Consider the following 18,261-nt stretch of genomic DNA (forward strand, 5'->3'; position numbering starts at 1 on the left):
TGCCGTGACGGGCCGCGCCAGCCGGTGTGGCCCGTCAAATCCAGTCCCTCTCACTCCAGGATCGAACACATGACCCGTCTTCCAACTGTCCTCGCCGCGGCCGCCGCGGCCACCATCGCGGGCGCGCTCGGCGTAACCGGCCAGGCCGGTGCGCAGACCGCAATCCCCGGCGACCAGACCATCCGCAATGTCGTGCTGGTACACGGCGCCTTTGCCGACGCCTCCGGCTGGCGCGGTGTCTATGATGATCTCACCGCACGCGGATACCGCGTCACCCTGGTGCAGAACCCGCTGACCTCGCTGGCCGATGACGTGGCCGCCACCCACCGGGCGCTGAACCGCCTGGACGGTCCGGCGATCCTTGTCGGCCACTCCTGGGGCGGCACGGTGATCACCGAGGCCGGCCTCCACCCGAACGTGGCCGGGCTGGTCTATGTCTCGGCGCTGTCGCCGGACGCGGGCGAGACCACGGCGCAGCAATATGAGGGCTTCACCGCGTCACCCGAATTCGTGCTCGATGTCGCCGATGACGGCTATGGTTTTGTCGCGCCGGACCATTTCCAGACCGGCTTCGCCCATGATGTCGGCGATGCGGACGCCGCTTTCATGCGGGACTCCCAGGTGCCGATCAATATGGGTGCTTTCAGCACCGTGCTGCAGCACGCGGCCTGGCGGACAAGACCCAGCTGGGCGGTGATCGCAACCGAGGACAAGGCCTTCTCCCAGGCCATGCTGCACCACATGGCCGAACGTATCGGGGCCAGGGTCACCGAGGTTTCTGCCAGCCACGCTGTCTTCATGACCCAGCCAGCAATCGTGGCCCGGACCATCGACGAAGCCGCACGCGAGGCCCTCGCGTCCGCCGACTGACCAGTCCTGAACACGCGTCCCGCGACCGGAGGCCATGCGCCGCCGGTCGCACGCGTGTTGCGGTTTGCCGGCGCGCCCTCTGCAGCCCGAAGGGTTGTAAACCCGCGGTATCGGAGGCCGGGGCGGCTCGCGGGAAGGGGCGAAAAGTGGCGGAGAGGATGGGATTCGAACCCACGATACGCTTTTGACGTATACTCCCTTAGCAGGGGAGCGCCTTCGACCACTCGGCCACCTCTCCACGTGCCGGTTTAAAGGGCGCGGAGCGGGGCATCAAGTGCGAGGTGCGGCTGCTGTGCATCCCGGTGCATTCATTGTGCAGGCTCCGCTCATCTACGGCGGAGATCGGGCGAGAGGTCCATTGGGACGATGAGGCGCAGCTTGGCATGCGCCGCTGACTGCGCAGGCTTGTACTCACGCGCGGCTGCGCGCCATGTCCAGCCATTTGCGGTGCGTGCGCAGGACGAATTTCGGAGCGTGCCTGGCGGCGGCCATGATTTCCTGCCAGCGGGCCCGGGCGGTTTCCGCGTCACCTTCTTGCTCGAGCAGCATTGCCCAGCGCGCGCGAGCTTCCGGACCGGGGTAGTAGTCGGCGACCGCCGCATAGGTGGTCAGCGCCTCTCCGGTACGGCCCAGTGCTTCCAGCGTGCGCGCATACAGGAGATGCCCCTCCGGATGACGCAGGTCGGGATGCGCGTCCCGCAGCGTATCAAGCGTTGCCAGAGCCGCATCGTACTGCCCCGTCGCGAACTGGGCACGGGCGAGGGTGAACAGGATGCCCTCATCCTCTGCAAAAGCGCCGGATGCCGCCTCGCGGGCCAGGGTCAGAGCGTCTTCGCCACGCCCGGTCTCTAGGAGCGCGTCGGCGGCGCGCTTGAGACTGCCCGGTGTCCGGCTGATCTCGACCTGGGTCAGCGCAGCCCGGGCCTCGCGGCCCGGATCGATCGCCTTTTGCGCCGCGGCGCGGGCCTTGTGCGCCGTCGCACTGCCCGCCGCTCCCGGCAGGATGACGGCCAGCACATAGACCGCCGACCCCAGAGCCGGAAATATGAACAGGATGAAGAGCCAGTACATCGGCTGACCCGTCCGAACGGCGTGGATCGCGCAGGCGAGCGCGACAAGAACGTGCAACCCAAGCAGTACCGGCATCAACCTTCCCCAGAATCCGGCGCGATATCGGGCGCACCGGATTCTGTGATAGGGCGCATGCAGCAATGCTGCAACTTCAACGTCAGAAAAACGCCTGCAGCCCGGTCTGTGCGCGGCCGAGGATGAGGGCGTGCACGTCGTGGGCGCCTTCATAGGTGTTGACCGTTTCCAGGTTCACCATGTGGCGGATCACCTGGTATTCCTCGGAAATCCCGTTGCCGCCATGCATGTCGCGGGACATGCGGGCGATATCGAGTGCCTTGCCGCAATTATTGCGTTTGACGATGGAGATCATCTCCGGCGCAGCCGCAGCTTCGTCCATCAGCCGGCCCACGCGCAGGCTGGCCTGCAGGCCGAGCGAGATCTCGGTCATCATGTCGGCGAGCTTTTTCTGGTAGAGCTGGGTCTGGGCGAGGGGGCGGTTGAACTGCTTGCGGTCCAGCCCGTATTGGCGCGCCGCGTGCCAGCAGAATTCCGCCGCGCCCAGGGCGCCCCAGGAAATGCCGTAGCGGGCGCGGTTGAGGCAGCCGAACGGGCCTTTCAGGCCCGAGACGTGCGGCAGGAGCGCATCTTCGCCGACTTCCACGCCGTCCATGACAATCTCGCCGGTGATCGAGGCGCGCAGCGAGATCTTGCCGCCGATCTTGGGCGCCGAGAGGCCTTTAAGCCCCTTGTCCAGCACGAAGCCGCGGATCTTGCCGTCATGCGCCTCCGACTTGGCCCAGACCACGAAGACGTCGGCGATGGGCGAGTTGGAAATCCAGGTCTTCGACCCGGTCAGCCGGTAGCCGCCCTCGATCTTTTCCGCCCGCGTCTTCATGCCGGCCGGGTCGGAACCGGCATCCGGCTCGGTCAGGCCGAAACAGCCGATCCACTCTCCCGAAGCCAGCTTGGGCAGGTATTTCTGACGCTGTTCTTCCGAGCCATAGGCATAGATCGGATACATCACCAGCGAGGACTGGACCGACATCATCGAGCGATAGCCGGAATCCACCCGCTCGACCTCGCGCGCCACCAGCCCGTAGGCGACATAGCCCAGACCGGCGCCGCCATATTCTTCCGGCAGGGTGCAGCCCAGAAGACCCTGTTCTCCCATTTCGCGGAAGATGGCCGGGTCGGTCTTTTCCTCGCGGAAAGCCTCGATCACGCGCGGCTGCAGCTTTTCCTGGGCGTAGGCATGTGCCGTGTCGCGGACCAGGCGTTCTTCCTCGGTCAGCTGATCGTCGAGGCGGAACGGATCCTGCCAGTCGAAACCGGCCAGATCGGGTGCATCCTTGGCCTTGATGGCGGGTCTGTCGTTCATGGCTCGTCCGTCCCCTTGTGGATGTCGGCTCCTCCTTGCGAGAAGTCCGGTTTGCGCTTGTCGAGGAAGGCGCGATAGCCCTCCTTGAAATCCGCACTGGTAAAGGCGTTGGCGAACCAGGCGCGGGTTTCGTCCGTGTCGTGGTCCTGGCCCTCCAGGACGCGTGAAATCATCTTCTTGGTGTATGTGGCGGACAGGGGCGACATGTCCAGAAGACGCGTGCAGTAGGCGCGCGTTTCCGGCTCCAGGCGTGCCGGTTCGAAGCGGCGGTCCAGAAGGCCGGCGCGCTCGGCCTCGGCCGCGTCGAGCTGGCGCGCGGAAAACAGCATGTCCTTCGCCATCGATCCGCCGACCGCATCGACGAGCCGCTTGGTGTCGTTGAACGGGTAGAGCAGGCCCATCTTGGCGGGCGTGATGGCGATGCGCGCCGTGTCGTCGGCAAAGCGCAGATCGCAGGCCAGCGCCAGGCCGCAGCCGCCGCCGATACAGGAGCCGCGGATCATCGCGATGGTGGGATGGGGAAAATCGGCCAGCGCATCGAGGGCGCGCGCGATACTGGCCGAATAGGCCTCGCCACGCTCGCGGGTGGCGTAGATCTCCTCGAACTCGGAAATATCGGCGCCGGAGGCAAAATGGTCGCCCTGGCCGCGCACGATCAGCACGCGGCAGCGTTCGGCCAGCGTATCGAGCAGGTCCGGCAGGCCCGCCCACATAGCTTCGGTGAAGGCGTTGCGCTTGCCCGGGCGGTTGAGCACGAGTTCGGCGATATCGCCATCATGCCGGATCAGGAGCGGTTCGGTTTCCATCGGGCCCGTTGCAGTCGATAAGGAACGCCGCCGGCCGGCGGCTTTGTACTGGCTTGCAAACCAGCTTAAACCGGCTCACGGGGGAGTTGAAATGTGCGGGCTGCGTTTTGCGCGAGCGCCGCACATCTTGCCGGGGAGGGCAGGATGAACGGGGATAATCTCATCGTTCTGGCGACGCTGGTCGCCTACAAGCTGGTCCTTGTCGGCGTCGGGGTCTGGGCCTCGCGGCGCAATCGCACCGAGGGGGATTTCTTCCTGGCGAGCCAGGGGCTGGGCGCCTGGGTGGCGGGCCTGTCCTATGCCGCCTCGACATCCTCGGCCTGGGTGCTGCTGGGCTTTTCCGGCTTCGTCTATGCCAACGGGCTCTCCGCGCTGTGGATGGTGCCGGGCATCTGGGGCGGTTATGTCGCCGTCTGGCTGTTCTTCGGCCGCCGCCTGCGGGCGGAAACCGCCGAGCGCGGCCATGTCACGCCGACGGATTTCCTGACCGCCGGGCTGGCGGATCGTTCGCGCGCGCTGATCGGTATACTGGCATCGGTCTTCATCCTGTTCTGCTTCATCTTCTACATCGCGGCCCAGTTCGGCGCTGCAGCGGCGGCGTTCGAGACCCAGTTCGGCCTGGGTATCACCGAATCCGTCCTGATCGGCGCGGCCATCGTCCTGCTCTACTCGCTGCTCGGCGGTTTCTGGGCGGTCAGTGTCACCGACATGCTGCAGGGTGCGCTGATGGCCGCGGTCGCCGTGGCGCTGCCCGTGACGGCGCTGATCGCCGCGGGCGGTTTCGGCGGCATTGCCGATGCGCTCTCGGCAACAGCACCGGAAGGCTATCTCGACATCACCGGCGGCCAGGCCGGTTTCGTGTTGATCGGATTTGTCCTTGGCGTGTGGGGCGTGGGCGTCAATGCGATGGGCCAGCCGCAACTGATCTCGCGCCTGATGGCCGTGAAGGACGAGGGCGCGCGCATGCGCGGCTTCACCATTGCCATCGTCTGGGCGATCGCCGTGTTCACCGGCATGACGATACTGGGACTGGCCGGACGGGCCATTGTCGGCGGGGCAGCCGATGGTGAGGCGCTCTTCTACACGCTGGCAGACCAGCTCCTGCCGCCGGTCCTGGCCGGCCTGGTCATAGCAGCCGTCCTGTCGGCGGTGATGTCGACGGTCGACTCGATCCTGCTCTCGGCCTCCGCAGCCGTCTCGCACGACATGCGCCTCTCGCGGCGCTTTGCCGGCAAGGAAGTGCTGGTCTCGCGCATCGTCATGGCCGTGATCGCGGCGGTGGCCGTATGGATGACGCTGAGCCTGCCCGCGACGATCTTTGCCCGTGTGCTCTTCGCCTGGTCGGCCCTGGGCGCCGCCTTCGGTCCGATCATCGTGGTGCGGGTTCTGGGCCTGGAGCCGAAAGCCTGGGCCATCGGAACGGCGATGTGCCTCGGCTTCGGCCTGACGGTATTTTTCAACGCGCTGGGTGCCATCGGCGCAGACAGCCTGTCAGGTGTCATGGCAGTGCTGGGCGATTGGGCGAGGGCCCCCGGCGACCCGGCGGAGCGCATCCTGCCCTGGCTGCCGGCGCTGGCGGTGTTGTGGTGGGGATCGCGGCGCTAGGGTTCTGTGTGTTTTGAAAGTGCACAATCGACAGATCCGGTGTGATGTGGTAATTCAAGGCGTACATTGGAGATGAGGCATGCCCCGTTTGAATGTCGCCGAGAACAGCCGGATGTCTTTCCGTGTCGACAGGGAGGACAAGGCCTTGCTGATGCGTGCCGCCGCGCTTCAGAACACGGATCTGACCGCTTTCGTGCTGACGACCGCCATGCGCGAGGCGAGGGCCGCGATCGAGGCGGCCGAGACTGAACGCCTGTCAGCGCGCGACAGTCAGGCGGTTCTTGACCTTCTCGAAAACCCGCCGGAGCCGAATGAACGCTTGATGGCCGCCGCTTTCGCCATGCCCGACAAGTCGTGATGGCTCTGCCGTCATGGCGTGAGGAGGCGATCGCGAAGCGTCATGCGCGCGCAGGCTTCCAGTGCGGCGAACCAGAGCTGGACACCTTCCTGGCGCGGTATGCGCGGCAAGCGCACGAGCGTGGAGCCTCCAAGACGTTTCTGGCCATTTCTGACGAGGCGTCGGGGGCCGTTCTGGGCTTTTACAGCGTCAGCCCGGCATCGCTGGCCTTCGAGGCCGTTCCTGATAGCGTGAAGCGGGGGCTGGCACGACACGACGTGCCGGCTTTCCGCCTTGCTCGTCTGGCGGTTGACCGGTCGGTCCAGGGGCAGGGACTGGGGGGACAGCTATTGCTGGCAGCCGGCCGCCGCTGCCTGCGGGCCGCAAGCCAGACCGGCGGCGTCGCTCTCCTAATAGATGCCAAATCCGAGCGCGTCGCACATTGGTACGCGGCCTATGGTGCGGTTGCGCGGCCGGATTGTCCCCGATCGCTCCTGCTGCCATTCGCGACGCTGCACGCGGCGCTCAGTGCGGCGGGCCGGCTCTGACCTGCGACACCGTGAACCTTGACCTTTGGCGCGGTCTGTAACACCTCCCCGGCATGATTGCTGAACTCGGGCAGTTCGCCCTGATCCTGGCCTTTGCGGTGGCGCTGGCCCAATCCGTCCTGACCTTCATCGGGCTGCGCACCGCAGACCCGGCCATTCACGGTTTCGCGCGCGCCGGATCGATCGCGCAATTCGTGCTGATGCTGACGGCTTTTGCCTGTCTGACCGTGCTGTTTGCCGTGTCGGACTTTTCCGCCCTGGTGGTCGCCGAGAACTCGCACACCGACAAACCCTTCCTCTACAAGCTGACCGGCGTGTGGGGGAATCACGAGGGCTCTATGCTGCTCTGGGGCCTGATCCTGACGGCCTACACGGCGGCTCTGGCGCTGTCCGCAAAACCGGTCGAGGCGCGGCTGGTCTCGCTGACCTTCGCCGTCCAGTCGCTGGTGACGGCGGCGTTCACGGCCTTTTTGCTGTTCACCTCCAACCCGTTCGCGCGGCTCTGGCCGTCGCCGTTGAACGGGCAGGACCTCAATCCGCTGCTGCAGGACCCCGGTCTCGCCTCGCACCCGCCCATGCTCTATGCGGGCTATGTCGGCTTCTCCATCACCTTCTCCTTCGCCGTGGCAGCGCTGATCGAAGGGCGTGTCGATGCGCGCTGGGCGCGGATCGTGCGGCCCTGGGCGCTGGCGGCCTGGAGTTTCCTGACGGTGGGTATCGCTCTGGGTGCGGCCTGGGCCTATTACGAGCTGGGCTGGGGCGGCTGGTGGGCCTGGGACCCGGTCGAGAACGCCTCCCTGATGCCCTGGCTGGCCGGCACGGCCTTCATCCACTCGCTGCGTGTGATGGAAAAGCGCGACACGCTGAAAGCCTGGACGATCCTGCTGGCGCTGATGACGTTTTCCCTGTCGCTGGCGGGGACCTTCCTGGTGCGCTCCGGCGTGCTGACCTCGGTCCATGCCTTCGCGGTCGATCCGGAGCGCGGCGTCTTCATCCTGGGCATACTGATCGCGGTGATCGGCGGTTCGCTGGCGCTCTACGGGCTGCGGGCCTCGCACCTCAAGCCGACCGGCGTGTTCTCCGAAGTCAGCCGCGAAAGCACGCTGCTGATCAATAACCTCTTCATCGGTGCGGCCTGCGCGCTGGTCTTCTTCGGCACCTTCTATCCGCTCTTCATCACGACCGTGTCGGACGAGACGATCACCGTCGGCGCGCCCTTCTTCAACGCCACCTTCAACCCGATGATGGGCGTGCTGTTTATCCTGGTTCCGGTGTCGGGCATGCTGGCCTGGAAGCGCGGCAAGCTGAAGCCGGTGCTGCGCAAGCTGATGCCGGCCCTGGTGGCAGCCCTGGCGGCGGGCGTGCTGGCACTGTGGATCGCCGACCGCACGCAGATCGCCGGTGCGCTGGGCACGGCGCTGGCCGTGTGGGTGGGGATCGGTGTGCTGACCGATATCGCCCAGCGGCTCAAACTCGGTGACATTCCGCTGAAAGCCTCGCTGTCCCGGGCGATCAACCTGCCGCTGGGCATCTGGGGCATGGCGGTGGCGCATTTCGGTCTCGCCATCACCGTCTTCGCTATCACCGGCGTCAGCGCCTGGAAGCAGGAGACGAGCGCCTTCCTGATGCCGGGCCAGAGCCTGCAGATCGCCGGCTATACGGTCGAGCTCGACGATGTCCGCCGCTTTGACGGTGCGAATTATGTGGCCGAGGAGGGGCGTTTTGCCATCTCCCGCGGGCAGCGCGATCTGGGCGAGCTGGTGGCCGAGCGCCGCTTCTATCCGGTGCGCCAGATGTCGACGACCGAGAGCGCGATCCGCACGCGCGGCACCGGCGATCTCTATATTTCCTTCGGCGAGCCCTCGCGTGAGCGCGGCTGGCCGGTGCATGTCTATATCTATCCCTTCGCGATGTGGCTGTGGATCGGCTCGGCGATCCTGACCCTGGGCGGTGTGCTGTCGATTGCCGACCGCGGCCGGCGCGCCCTGACAGCGCGCAAGGCGGTCGACTCGGCCGGGACTGTGCGGGAGGCTTCGGCATGAACCGGCTTTTCCTTTTCCTGCCGCTCGCCCTGTTCGCCGTGATGGCGGCATACTTCGCCCTCGGGCTGCGCGAAAATCCGGGCGAGATCCCGTCCCAGCTGATCGATCGCGAACTGCCGGCCTTCGACCTGCCGCCGATCCAGGGGCACGAGACCGGGCTGGCGAGTGCGGATCTGGCCGGCGAGGTGAGCCTGCTGAACGTATTCGGCTCCTGGTGCCCGCCCTGTGCGATCGAGCACCCGATGCTGATGCAGATCAGCCGCTCGGGCGTGGTGCCGGTCTATGGCATCGACTGGAAGGACCCGCCGGGCGCCGGCACGCGCTGGCTCGAGCGCAACGGCAATCCCTATGTCCGCATCGGCAATGACGCCGAGGGCCGCGTGGCGATCGATCTGGGGATCACGGGCGCGCCGGAAACCTTCATCATCGACCGGGCCGGGCGCGTGCGCTACCGCCATGTCGGGGTGATCACGGAAGACGTCTGGGAGGGCACGCTGCTGCCGCTCGTCGAGCATCTGCAGGCGGAGGAGATGCCATGAGGCAGATGCTTGCCGCCATGCTTGCCGGACTGATGCTGGCCGGCGCTGCCCTCGCTTCTCCGGGGCCGGAAGAGCGTATGGAAGACGCCCGGCTGGAAGCCCGTGCGCGCGCGCTCTACGACCAGCTGCGTTGCGTGGTCTGCCAGAGCCAGAGCATCGACGATTCCAACGCGCCGCTGGCTGCCGATCTGCGCGCCGTGGTGCGCGAGCGTCTGCTGGCGGGTGACAGCGACGCCGAGGTGAAGGCCTATCTGCAGGATCGCTATGGCGATTATGTGCTGATGCTGCCGCCGGTTCAGGGCAATACCATCGCGCTCTGGCTGTTCCCGCTCGTGGTGCTTGCCGGGGGCGGGATTGCCATCCTCGTCTTCGTGCGCGGACAGCGCCGGACGTTCATGGCCGGTGACGATACGGGCGAGGGCGATGATGCCCGCGCCCGCGCCCTCTCGGACGAGGAGGGCCTGTCATGATCTGGTTGCTCATTGCCGTGATCGCCACGCTGGTGGCGCTGGGCCTGATCCTGCCGGTCATGCGGCGCGAGACCGCGGATGCCGCGTCCGGGCTGAGCGTGTTTTCCGGCCAGCGCGAGGAATTGCGCCGCGATGTGGATCTCGGCCTGGTCGAGCCCGGCGAAGCCCGCGCTGCGGAGCTCGACATCCGCCGCCGTGAACAGGCCGCGCTGGAGCGTTCAGGCGAGGTGAAGGCGCAGCCCAGTCCGCGGCTGCGCCTGGCAATCATCATGGCCAGCATGGTCACTGTCATGGGGGCCGTGCTGATCTACATGCAGATCGGGTCGCCACAGCTCGCTGGTCGCGCTGCGCCCGCGCCCATGGCGGAGGTACCGGACGAGATGCAGGCCGTGCTGGATGAGGTGGATGCACTCGCCGCCGATCTGATGGCCAATCCGGACGATCCGCGCGGCTGGGCGGTGCTGGGCCAGGCCTATCTCACGCTCGGACGGTTCGACGAGGCCGCGATTGCGTTCGAGAACGCGATCAACGGGGCTCCCGACAGTGCCTATCTGTTCGCATCCCTGGGCCAGGCCTATCTGTTTGCCGAAGGCGGCGAGATGTCGCCGCGGGCACGCGAGGCGTTTTCGCGGGCGCTCGACATCGATCCGCAGGATGTCCGTGCCCGCTTTTTCCTGGCCGAGGCGCTTTATCAGGATGGCGCGCGGGACGAAGCCATCCAGGCATGGCAGACAATGCTGGACGAGGCGCCGGAAGACGCAGGCTACCGGTCAATGCTGGAAACGCGCATCCGGGAAGCGGAAGCGCAGGACGCGGCGGCGACTGACGCCAACTAGCTGACGTCCCGTCCCGTGGTGTCCTGGTTCAGCCAGACATCCTGATCGGGGTGATCGCTCTGGGCCGGGCGGTCATCCTCGCTGCGAGCCCATTTGACGAACAAGGCGAGTTGCCGCTCGGCTTCGAGGTAGATGTGATCCGGCACTGCTGTACGCGCCGCGACGTCGTCGCGCACGGATTGCGGAAAGCTCATTGCCATCGCAGCGGCCCCGACAGTTCCGGCAAGAAGCAGCAATCCGCCTTTCATATCGTCCCCCACAGGAATCGAACAAAGAGTATCCTTACGAAAACGTAAGAATGATGCCGGGTCTATCCCGAGAAACGATAAATCGGACGAAGACGCGTTATTTCTGGAGTGATCCGGCATCCGGTATGCGGACGCGACTGTTGGCCACACGCGGTCTAATAAAGCATCACTCAACACCGCTCCTGTGTTTGCTATCGTGTTGATGGGCAAGGATGTACGGCGGGTCCAGGATCTGCCGGGATAGTGTTATGGCTGAGTTCAAGGCGGGCGTGCCGGCCGATGCGCTTGCGCGTGCGCAGGCGCTGGTTCTGGCACTGGTAAAAGACAGTGCGGATGCTGGCCGGGATCACGATCTGGCGGTGCGCCGCCTCCTGGCGCGCACTGTCGACTATTTCGGTGTCCAGGCCGGTTTTGTCAGTGAAATTTTCAACGGGATTGCGACGGTCGAGACGGTCGCGGGCGAGACTGGCGAGATCGCTCCGGGCGCTGTCGTGCCGATTGCCGGCGCTCCGTGCGAACAATCCATGCAAAGCGACCGGCCCGTCGTGCTGACGCGGCCGGATGATGAAGCGGTGCTGGCGCGCCTGCCGGTCGACGGGCTCGCAACCTATATCGGCGCGCGCCTGCTGGCGGGCGGCCGGGTGCACGGAACGGTCTGCCTGGTCTCTCCCGAAACGCGCGCCGGCGGTTGCAGTGCCGTCGAGCTGGGCGTGTTCGAGACGGCCGTGGCCCTGATCGGCCAGCATGTCGCGTTGCGGCGAGCCGACGAGCGGTATGATCTGGCCATGCGGGGCTCGAACGCCGGTTTCTGGTATCTCGATGTGCGGCGTGGCGAGATAACCCTGTCGCCGCGTTTTCTCGAGATCATGGGGCTGGACGTCGCCATGACAAGCATCTCCCTGGACAATTTCCTCTCCTATGTTCACCCGGACGACGAGGCAGCCGTGCAGGCCGCGATCATGCGGCATTTCTCGGAGCCCGTGCCGTTTGATGTCGAACACCGCATGAATCGGCCGGACGGTCGCAGCGTCTGGGTGCATGCGCATGGCGATTCGCTGCGGGGGCGGGACGGGCGGCCGGTCCGGTTGGCGGGCTCGGCCCATGACATCACGGATCGCCGCGCCGCCGAGGAGATGGCGGCCGCGCATGCCGAGGCGCTGAAGGCCTCCAATGCCGAGCTGGAGCGCTTTGCCTATGTCGCCTCGCACGACCTCCAGGAACCCCTGCGCAAGGTCCGCGCTTTCGGCGATCTTCTGCATCGCGACTATTCCGGCCGGCTCGATGCCCGCGGTCGCAAACTGCTCGACACGATGATCGACGGGGCGGGGCGGATGCAGAAACTGATCCAGGATCTGCTGAGCTATTCGCGGTCGGCCCATGTAGCGATGACGGTGCAGCCGCTGGACATGGATGCGCTGGTGCTGGATGTGGCCAGCGACTTCGAACTGGCACTGTCGGAAACCGGCGGCAGTCTCTGTTGGGACTTGCCGGGCCGTGTCGTCGCCGATCCGGTGCTGACGCGCCAGCTCTTGTCGAATCTCATCGGCAATGCGGTGAAGTACCGCGACCCGAAACGGCCACAGCGGATCGAATTGTCGCTGGTGAATGACGAAGCGGGGAATGCCGTCCTGAGTGTTCGCGACAATGGAATCGGGTTCCCGCCCGAGCACGCGGCGCGTATTTTCGAGGTGTTCACCCGGTTGCATTCGCGTGGCGATTATCCCGGCACCGGGGTCGGTCTGGCCCTTTGCCAGCGTATCGCCGAGCGTCATGGCGGACGCATCTGGGCCGAGGGGCGGCCGGGTGAGGGCGCCGCCTTTCACGTCCTTCTGCCGGCCACGGAGCAATAATTGAAAACCGCACTGCGGCCATTCCGAGATTGACCCGGCGCGCTGCAATGCAGACATTCCTCGCGACGAGTCCCTTCGGGGGCCCCACTTATCGATGAGTAGACCCCATGAATCTTGACCAGCGGATCCTTTCGCGTTCCGAGGCCATCCTGAAATCCTGGCGTACCCTGAACTGGGCCAGCGCCTTTTCCGCCTTCATCTATCCCGCGCTCGGCGTGGCGATGATGATCACCATGGTCGCGCTCGGCCTGGCGCTGAACGGGCTGACCCTGCACTGGTGGTATGCGCCGCTCTGCATCGCCGTCATCGGGCTGTCGATCTTCGTGTGCAACCAGGGCATCGGCCCGCTGCACCGGATCTGGCAGCACCGCGCCGGCGAGATCAAATGGCCGGCCCAGGTGATCATCATGTTCAACTGCATCCTGGCGATGCAGGGCTCCCTGAAGGACTGGGTGAACTATCACTCCCAGCATCACCGTTTTGCCGACAAGCCGGGCGATCCGCACAATCCGCTCGAAAGCAAGGCCTGGGCCTGGGTCGGCTGGATCCTGTGGCGCGACGAGAAGGATCTCGCCCGCCCGATGCCGCTGTGGCTCAAGGAAAACGCCGTCGTGCGCTTTGCCGACCGTTTCCACATCACCCTGTCGCTGGTGATGCACCTGATCATTCCGGCGGTCATCTATCTCGTCGTGGCGCTGAGCGGCGGTTCGCTGATTCTTACCGCCCTGCTGCACGCCAGCGCCGTGATCGGCCGCGCAATCCAGTTCCACGCCACGACGCTGGGCGTGAACGTCTATGGCCACATGAAGACGCCGAAATGGGTCGACTATCTGCTGGCGCTGCTGACCGGCGGCGAGGCGCTGCACGATCATCACCATGAATTCCCGCAATCCGCGCTGCACCTGCCGCGCAAGGGCATCTGGAACCGGATTGTCGACTATAACGGCACCATGCTGCTGATCATGCACCGGCTCGGTCTTGCCAAGAATCTGCAGATTGCACCGCAGTTTGCCTGAGGCGGTACCTTATCGCTGAACGGAAGCCCCGGCCGCACGGCCGGGGCTTTTTCACATCCGGTTTCGCACGCGCACCGGAGCTGGCCTGCGACCAATTTTCCCCTGAAATCGCCGCACACACCCATGGACGCCTTGCTGCAACGGCGCTAACGTCTTCGCAAGTGCATCATACCGAATGCTCGAAAACGATCGATAAAGGGGAGAGTATGGCCGATCTAGACGCCTTCCGTGCCGATGTGAGGGATTGGCTCGAAGCCAATTGTCCCGAGGAAATGCGCCAGCCCATCCAGGACGAGGAAGATGTCGTCTGGGGCGGCAAGACGTTCAACTTCACCGAACCGCAAAAACTGTGGCTCGACCGGATGGCCGGAAAAGGCTGGACGGTGCCGGAATGGCCTGTGGAATATGGCGGGGGCGGTCTCGACAAGGCACATGCCAAGGTGCTGCGCGAGGAAATGCGCAAGATCGGCGCCCGGGCACCGGTCCAGTCCTTCGGGATCTGGATGCTCGGGCCGGCGCTTCTGAAATACGGCACGCACGAGCAGAAGCTGGAACACCTGCCGAAGATCGCCCGCGGCGAGATCCGCTGGGCGCAGGGCTATTCCGAGCCGAATGCGGGCTCCGACCTCGCAGCGCTGATGACAAAGTGCGAGGACAAGGGCGACCATTATCTGGTCAATGGCCAGAAGATCTGGACCTCCTATGCCGACAAGGCCGACTGGATCTTCGTGCTGGTGAGGACCGATTTCCAGGCGCCCAAGCATGAGGGCATTTCCTTCATTCTCGTCGACATGGACCAGCCGGGCGTGACGACCAAGCCGATCAAGCTGATCTCCGGCAAGTCGCCCTTCTGCGAGACCTTCTTCGACGATGCGCGGGCCGAGAAGCACAATCTGGTCGGCGAGCTGAACAAGGGCTGGACGGTCGCCAAATACCTCCTGACCCATGAGCGCGAGATGATCGGCGGCATGGGCTCCGGCGCGATGCGCCCGATGGGCGATGTCGCGGTGCAGCAGGTCGGGCTGAACGAGCATGGCATGCTGGCCGATCCGATCCTGCGGGCCGATGTTGTCCGGGCCGAGATCGACGGGCTCGCCTTCATGTCGACCATGGAACGCGTGGCCGACGAGGCCAAGGCGGGGCAGGGCACCGGGGCCAATTCGTCGATGCTGAAATACTACGGCACCGAGCTGAACAAGCGCCGCATGGAGCTGATGATGGACAGCGCCGGTTCGTCCGGCCTGGAGTGGGATGCCGATGAGGATGTGGCCCGTATGTGGCTGCGCTCCAAGGGCAATTCCATCGAGGGCGGCACGTCGGAAGTGCAGCTCAACATTATCGCCAAGCGCATTCTCGAACTGCCGTCTGCTTGAGCCGGGCACCCAAGGAGTAAAACATCATGGCCATGGTGCTGAATGAAGAAGCCGGCATGCTGAAGGATGCCGCCCGGGGTTATCTCAAGGCGAGTGCGCCGGTAAGCCAGCTGCGCAAACTGCGCGACAGCGGCTCGGAAGACGGATTTGACCGCAAGACGTGGGCCGACATGGCGGAAATGGGCTGGACGGGCGTTCTCGTGCCCGAAGCCCATGGCGGCGTGGAAATGGGGCATGTTGCCGCCGGTGTGATCGCCGAGGAAATGGGCCGCACGCTGACGGCGTCGCCCTATATCTCGACCGCCATCATGGGCGCGACCGCGCTGTCGCGTTTCGGGTCCGATGGTCAGAAGTCGGAATGGCTGCCGCGGATTGCGGCCGGCGAGGCGATCACCGCACTCGCCGCCGACGAGGGCCGCAAGCACAACCCGTCCCGCGTGGCGGTCTCTGCCGAACGCTCCGGCAATGGCTTCAAGCTGAACGGCCGCAAGACCTTCGTCGCCGAAGGTCATGTCGCCGACATGCTGATCGTGTCGGCCCGGACTGCCGGCAGCGAAAACGAGGCCGAGGGCATCACGCTCTTCCTCGTGCCGCGGGATGCGGCCGGTGTGACGGTCGAACGCAAGGATACGGTCGACAGCCGGCATGCGGCCGACATCGTGCTCGACAATGTCGATGTGACGGCCGACGCCGTTCTGGGCGAGGTCGACAATGGTCTGGGTGCGCTGGAAGCGGTTCTGGACGCAGGCCGTGCCGGCCTGTCGGCCGAGATGTCGGGTTCTGCCCAGCAATGCCTCGACAGCACGGTCGGTTATCTGAAGGAGCGCAAGCAGTTCGGCCAGATCATCGGCACCTTCCAGGCTCTGCAGCACCGCGCGGCGCACCTCTATTCCGAGGTCGAGCTGGGCAAGTCGATCGTGCTGAAAGCCCTGCAGACGCTCGATGCGGCGCCGGATCATGCGGCGATGATGGTCAGCGCGGCCAAGGCCAAGCTGGGCCAGGTCGCCCAGCTGGCGGCGCGCGAAGGCGTGCAGATGCATGGCGGCATGGGCATGACCGATGAATTCGACATCGGCTTCTACATGAAGCGGGTCCGCGTGGCCGAGGCGCTCTACGGCGACGCCAATTACCACGCTGACAAGTTCGCCCGCATGCGGAAGTATTGAGGCCGGTCCACCGGGAGGACAAGATGGACTACACGAACAAGGTTGTCGCGATCACCGGTGGTGCGCGCGGCATCGGCCTCGCCATGGCGCAAGCCTTTCATGCCCGCGGCGCAAAGATCGCCCTGGCCGACCTTCAAGGCGCTGAAGAGGCGGCCCAGGCCTTCGGCGGGATCGGCGCGACGGTGGATGTGACCAAGGAAGCCGATATCGCGGCCTTTCTCGATCGCACCGAAGCCGAGCTCGGCCCGGTCGATATCTATGTCTCCAATGCCGGTATCCTGCGCGCCGATGCCCCCAGCTGGGATGCGGCAGGCGCGTCGGACAAGGACTGGCTGGACAGTTTCGAGGTCAATGTGATGGGCGCCGTGCGCGGTGCGCGCCAGGTCTGGCCGCGCATGAAACCGCGCGGCGGCGGGGTGTTCATCCTGGTCGCCTCGGCCGCCGGCCTGCTCGCCCAGATCGGGGCGTCTTCCTATACGGCCAGCAAACACGCAGCGGTCTCTTTCGCAGAAAGCCTGGCGATCACGCACGGCGATGACGGGCTGCAGGTGGTCTGTGTCTGCCCTCAGGCGGTCCGCACGGCCATGCTGGGCGAGAATTCCTCGGATGGCGGTATCGCCGGCGCCGACGGTGTGGTGGAACCCTCCGACGTGGCGGCCGAAGCGATTGCTGCGATCGAAGAGAAGCGTTTCCTTGCCCTGCCGCACGCCAGCGTCGCCGGCTACGAAGCTGCCCGCGCAACCCAGCGCGACCGCTGGCTCGGCGGGATGCGGAAATTCCGCCGGATGATGGTTGCCGAGCGCGGCCGGCCGGTCTGACAATTCAACGAGAAACGACAACAGCCAGGACGATAAAGGGGAGTAATGATGGATCTGGGTATGACGGAGCGGGTACGTCCGCTGGTGGAACAGGTTCGCGCGATGATTCGCGACGAGGTGATGCCGCTTGAAGCGGAGTATCACGCGGAGATCGGCAAGGCGGGCGACCGTTTCGCCTTTACCGACCGCCAGACCGAGATCCTGGAAAGCCTCAAGGCGAAGGCGCGCGAGCGCGGCCTGTGGAATTTCTGGCTGACCGGTTCCGATCGCGGCTACGGCCTCAGCACGGTCGAGTATGCCTACCTCGCCGAGGAAATGGGCTGGTCCCACCTGGCCGCGGAAACCTTCAACTGCTCCGCGCCGGACACCGGCAATATGGAAGTCATCGAGCGCTACGGGAATGCCGAGCAGAAGAAGAAATGGCTGGAGCCGTTGCTCGAGGGCAAGATCCGCTCGGCCTATCTGATGACCGAGCCGGACGTCGCCTCCTCGGACGCCACCAATATCGCCTTCAAGGCCGAGCTGGATGGCGATGAGTGGGTGCTCAATGGCGAAAAATACTGGGCCTCCGGTGCCGGCGATCCGCGCTGTTCGGTCTATGTGCTGATGACCAAGACCGAGGGCGACGACGCCCCCCGTCACGGCCGCCATTCGCAATTCCTCGTCGAGGCCGGCCTGCCGGGCATCGAGATCCTGCGTCCGATGACCGTGTTCGGCCATGACGATGCGCCGCATGGCCATATGCATATCAAGTTCACCAATGTGCGTGTGCCCAAGGATGCGCTGATCCTCGGCCGCGGCCGCGGGTTCGAGATTTCCCAGGGCCGCCTCGGGCCGGGCCGTATCCACCACTGCATGCGGGCCATCGGTCAGGCCGAGCGGGCGCTGGAGCTCCTGTGCCGCCGCTCGGTCTCTCGCACGGCCTTCGGCCAGCCGCTGGCCAAGCTGGGCGCCAATCGCGACATCATCGCCGAACGCCGCATGGCGATCGAACAGGCTCGCCTCCTGTGCCTCAAGGCGGCCTGGATGATGGACCAGGGCGATCCGCGCGCGGCCGCGCCGTGGATTTCCCAGATCAAGGTGATCGCACCGCGTGTCGCTCTGGAAACCGTGGATGAGGCCATGCAGATGCATGGTGGTACGGGCATTTCCCAGGACACGCCGCTGGCCATGATGTTCACTGGTCTGCGCACGCTGCGCTTCGCTGACGGTCCGGACGCGGTGCACCGCATGGTCATCGCGCGCAAGGAACTCAAGCGCTACATCAACGAAACCCTGGAGGGCTGAT

18 protein-coding genes and 1 tRNA gene are annotated in these 18,261 nt (G+C 65.5%); 14 read left to right on the forward strand and 5 right to left on the reverse strand.

Features of this window, described 5'->3' with window-relative positions; genetic code table 11:
* The first annotated feature begins 69 nt into the window (after positions 1-69).
* Positions 70-870, forward strand: coding sequence for an alpha/beta fold hydrolase (locus PKE71_RS02860; protein WP_271185444.1), 801 nt, complete (start codon positions 70-72; stop codon positions 868-870).
* 147 nt (positions 871-1,017) lie between these two features.
* On the opposite strand, the gene PKE71_RS02865 is transcribed toward PKE71_RS02860, so the two are convergent.
* The 4 genes from PKE71_RS02865 to PKE71_RS02880 all read right to left on the reverse strand — a co-directional run bounded on the left by PKE71_RS02865 (position 1,018) and on the right by PKE71_RS02880 (position 4,125).
* A tRNA-Ser gene (locus tag PKE71_RS02865) sits at positions 1,018-1,108 on the reverse strand.
* A 173-nt stretch (positions 1,109-1,281) separates the two neighbouring features.
* Positions 1,282-2,016 carry a tetratricopeptide repeat protein gene (locus PKE71_RS02870; RefSeq protein ID WP_271185445.1) on the reverse strand — a complete coding sequence of 245 codons (735 nt, stop codon included), beginning with the start codon at positions 2,014-2,016 and terminating at the stop codon, positions 1,282-1,284.
* 82 nt (positions 2,017-2,098) lie between these two features.
* Positions 2,099-3,319: an acyl-CoA dehydrogenase gene (locus tag PKE71_RS02875; protein ID WP_271185446.1), complete on the reverse strand. Its 1,221-nt coding sequence runs from the start codon at positions 3,317-3,319 to the stop codon at positions 2,099-2,101.
* Positions 3,316-4,125 (reverse strand): enoyl-CoA hydratase/isomerase family protein, encoded by an 810-nt coding sequence (locus tag PKE71_RS02880; protein ID WP_271185447.1) that lies wholly within the window; start codon positions 4,123-4,125, stop codon positions 3,316-3,318. The genes PKE71_RS02875 and PKE71_RS02880 overlap by 4 nt, the downstream gene beginning before the upstream one ends.
* Positions 4,126-4,269: 144 nt before the next feature.
* Between PKE71_RS02880 and PKE71_RS02885 the strand changes: the two genes are divergently transcribed.
* The 7 genes from PKE71_RS02885 to ccmI all read left to right on the forward strand — a co-directional run bounded on the left by PKE71_RS02885 (position 4,270) and on the right by ccmI (position 10,502).
* Complete coding sequence (locus PKE71_RS02885; protein WP_271185448.1) at positions 4,270-5,730, forward strand: sodium/proline symporter; 1,461 nt, start codon at positions 4,270-4,272, stop codon at positions 5,728-5,730.
* A 79-nt stretch (positions 5,731-5,809) separates the two neighbouring features.
* Positions 5,810-6,088 carry a type II toxin-antitoxin system TacA family antitoxin gene (locus tag PKE71_RS02890; protein WP_271185449.1) on the forward strand — a complete coding sequence of 93 codons (279 nt, stop codon included), beginning with the start codon at positions 5,810-5,812 and terminating at the stop codon, positions 6,086-6,088.
* Entirely contained in the window at positions 6,088-6,615 is a 528-nt protein-coding gene (locus tag PKE71_RS02895) for a GNAT family N-acetyltransferase (protein WP_271185450.1), read from the forward strand. Before PKE71_RS02890 ends, PKE71_RS02895 begins: the two co-directional genes overlap by 1 nt.
* 53 nt (positions 6,616-6,668) lie before the next feature.
* Complete coding sequence (locus tag PKE71_RS02900) at positions 6,669-8,657, forward strand: heme lyase CcmF/NrfE family subunit (protein WP_271185451.1); 1,989 nt, start codon at positions 6,669-6,671, stop codon at positions 8,655-8,657.
* The gene (locus tag PKE71_RS02905; protein ID WP_271185452.1) at positions 8,654-9,196 is read left to right on the forward strand and encodes a DsbE family thiol:disulfide interchange protein; all 543 of its coding nucleotides are present in this window, start codon (positions 8,654-8,656) and stop codon (positions 9,194-9,196) included. The genes PKE71_RS02900 and PKE71_RS02905 overlap by 4 nt, the downstream gene beginning before the upstream one ends.
* Entirely contained in the window at positions 9,193-9,666 is a 474-nt protein-coding gene (locus PKE71_RS02910) for a cytochrome c-type biogenesis protein (RefSeq protein WP_271185453.1), read from the forward strand. Before PKE71_RS02905 ends, PKE71_RS02910 begins: the two co-directional genes overlap by 4 nt.
* Positions 9,663-10,502 carry a c-type cytochrome biogenesis protein CcmI gene (gene ccmI / locus PKE71_RS02915; RefSeq protein ID WP_271185454.1) on the forward strand — a complete coding sequence of 280 codons (840 nt, stop codon included), beginning with the start codon at positions 9,663-9,665 and terminating at the stop codon, positions 10,500-10,502. Before PKE71_RS02910 ends, ccmI begins: the two co-directional genes overlap by 4 nt.
* Here ccmI and PKE71_RS02920 read toward each other — a convergent pair.
* The gene (locus PKE71_RS02920) at positions 10,499-10,750 is read right to left on the reverse strand and encodes a hypothetical protein (RefSeq protein ID WP_271185455.1); all 252 of its coding nucleotides are present in this window, start codon (positions 10,748-10,750) and stop codon (positions 10,499-10,501) included. The two genes, ccmI and PKE71_RS02920, sit on opposite strands and share 4 nt — an antisense overlap.
* A 248-nt stretch (positions 10,751-10,998) precedes the next feature.
* Here PKE71_RS02920 and PKE71_RS02925 point away from each other — a divergent pair, with 248 nt between their 5' ends.
* From PKE71_RS02925 to PKE71_RS02950, 6 genes are all read left to right on the forward strand, one after another.
* Positions 10,999-12,600: a sensor histidine kinase gene (locus PKE71_RS02925; RefSeq protein WP_271185456.1), complete on the forward strand. Its 1,602-nt coding sequence runs from the start codon at positions 10,999-11,001 to the stop codon at positions 12,598-12,600.
* Between the two features lie 107 nt (positions 12,601-12,707).
* The gene (locus PKE71_RS02930; protein WP_271185457.1) at positions 12,708-13,616 is read left to right on the forward strand and encodes a fatty acid desaturase family protein; all 909 of its coding nucleotides are present in this window, start codon (positions 12,708-12,710) and stop codon (positions 13,614-13,616) included.
* A gap of 206 nt (positions 13,617-13,822) precedes the next feature.
* Entirely contained in the window at positions 13,823-14,989 is a 1,167-nt protein-coding gene (locus PKE71_RS02935) for an acyl-CoA dehydrogenase family protein (RefSeq protein WP_271185458.1), read from the forward strand.
* Positions 14,990-15,015: 26 nt separating this feature from the next.
* A complete protein-coding gene (locus PKE71_RS02940) occupies positions 15,016-16,155 on the forward strand; it encodes an acyl-CoA dehydrogenase family protein (protein WP_271185459.1) in 1,140 nt (379 codons plus the stop codon).
* A 23-nt stretch (positions 16,156-16,178) separates the two neighbouring features.
* Positions 16,179-16,973, forward strand: a complete 795-nt coding sequence (locus tag PKE71_RS02945) for an SDR family oxidoreductase (protein WP_271185460.1) — start codon at positions 16,179-16,181, stop codon at positions 16,971-16,973.
* Positions 16,974-17,021: 48 nt separating this feature from the next.
* Positions 17,022-18,260 (forward strand): acyl-CoA dehydrogenase family protein, encoded by a 1,239-nt coding sequence (locus PKE71_RS02950; protein ID WP_373878786.1) that lies wholly within the window; start codon positions 17,022-17,024, stop codon positions 18,258-18,260.
* Position 18,261 lies beyond the last annotated feature (1 nt).

Source organism: Maricaulis virginensis (assembly GCF_027922185.1).
GTDB lineage: Bacteria > Pseudomonadota > Alphaproteobacteria > Caulobacterales > Maricaulaceae > Maricaulis > Maricaulis virginensis.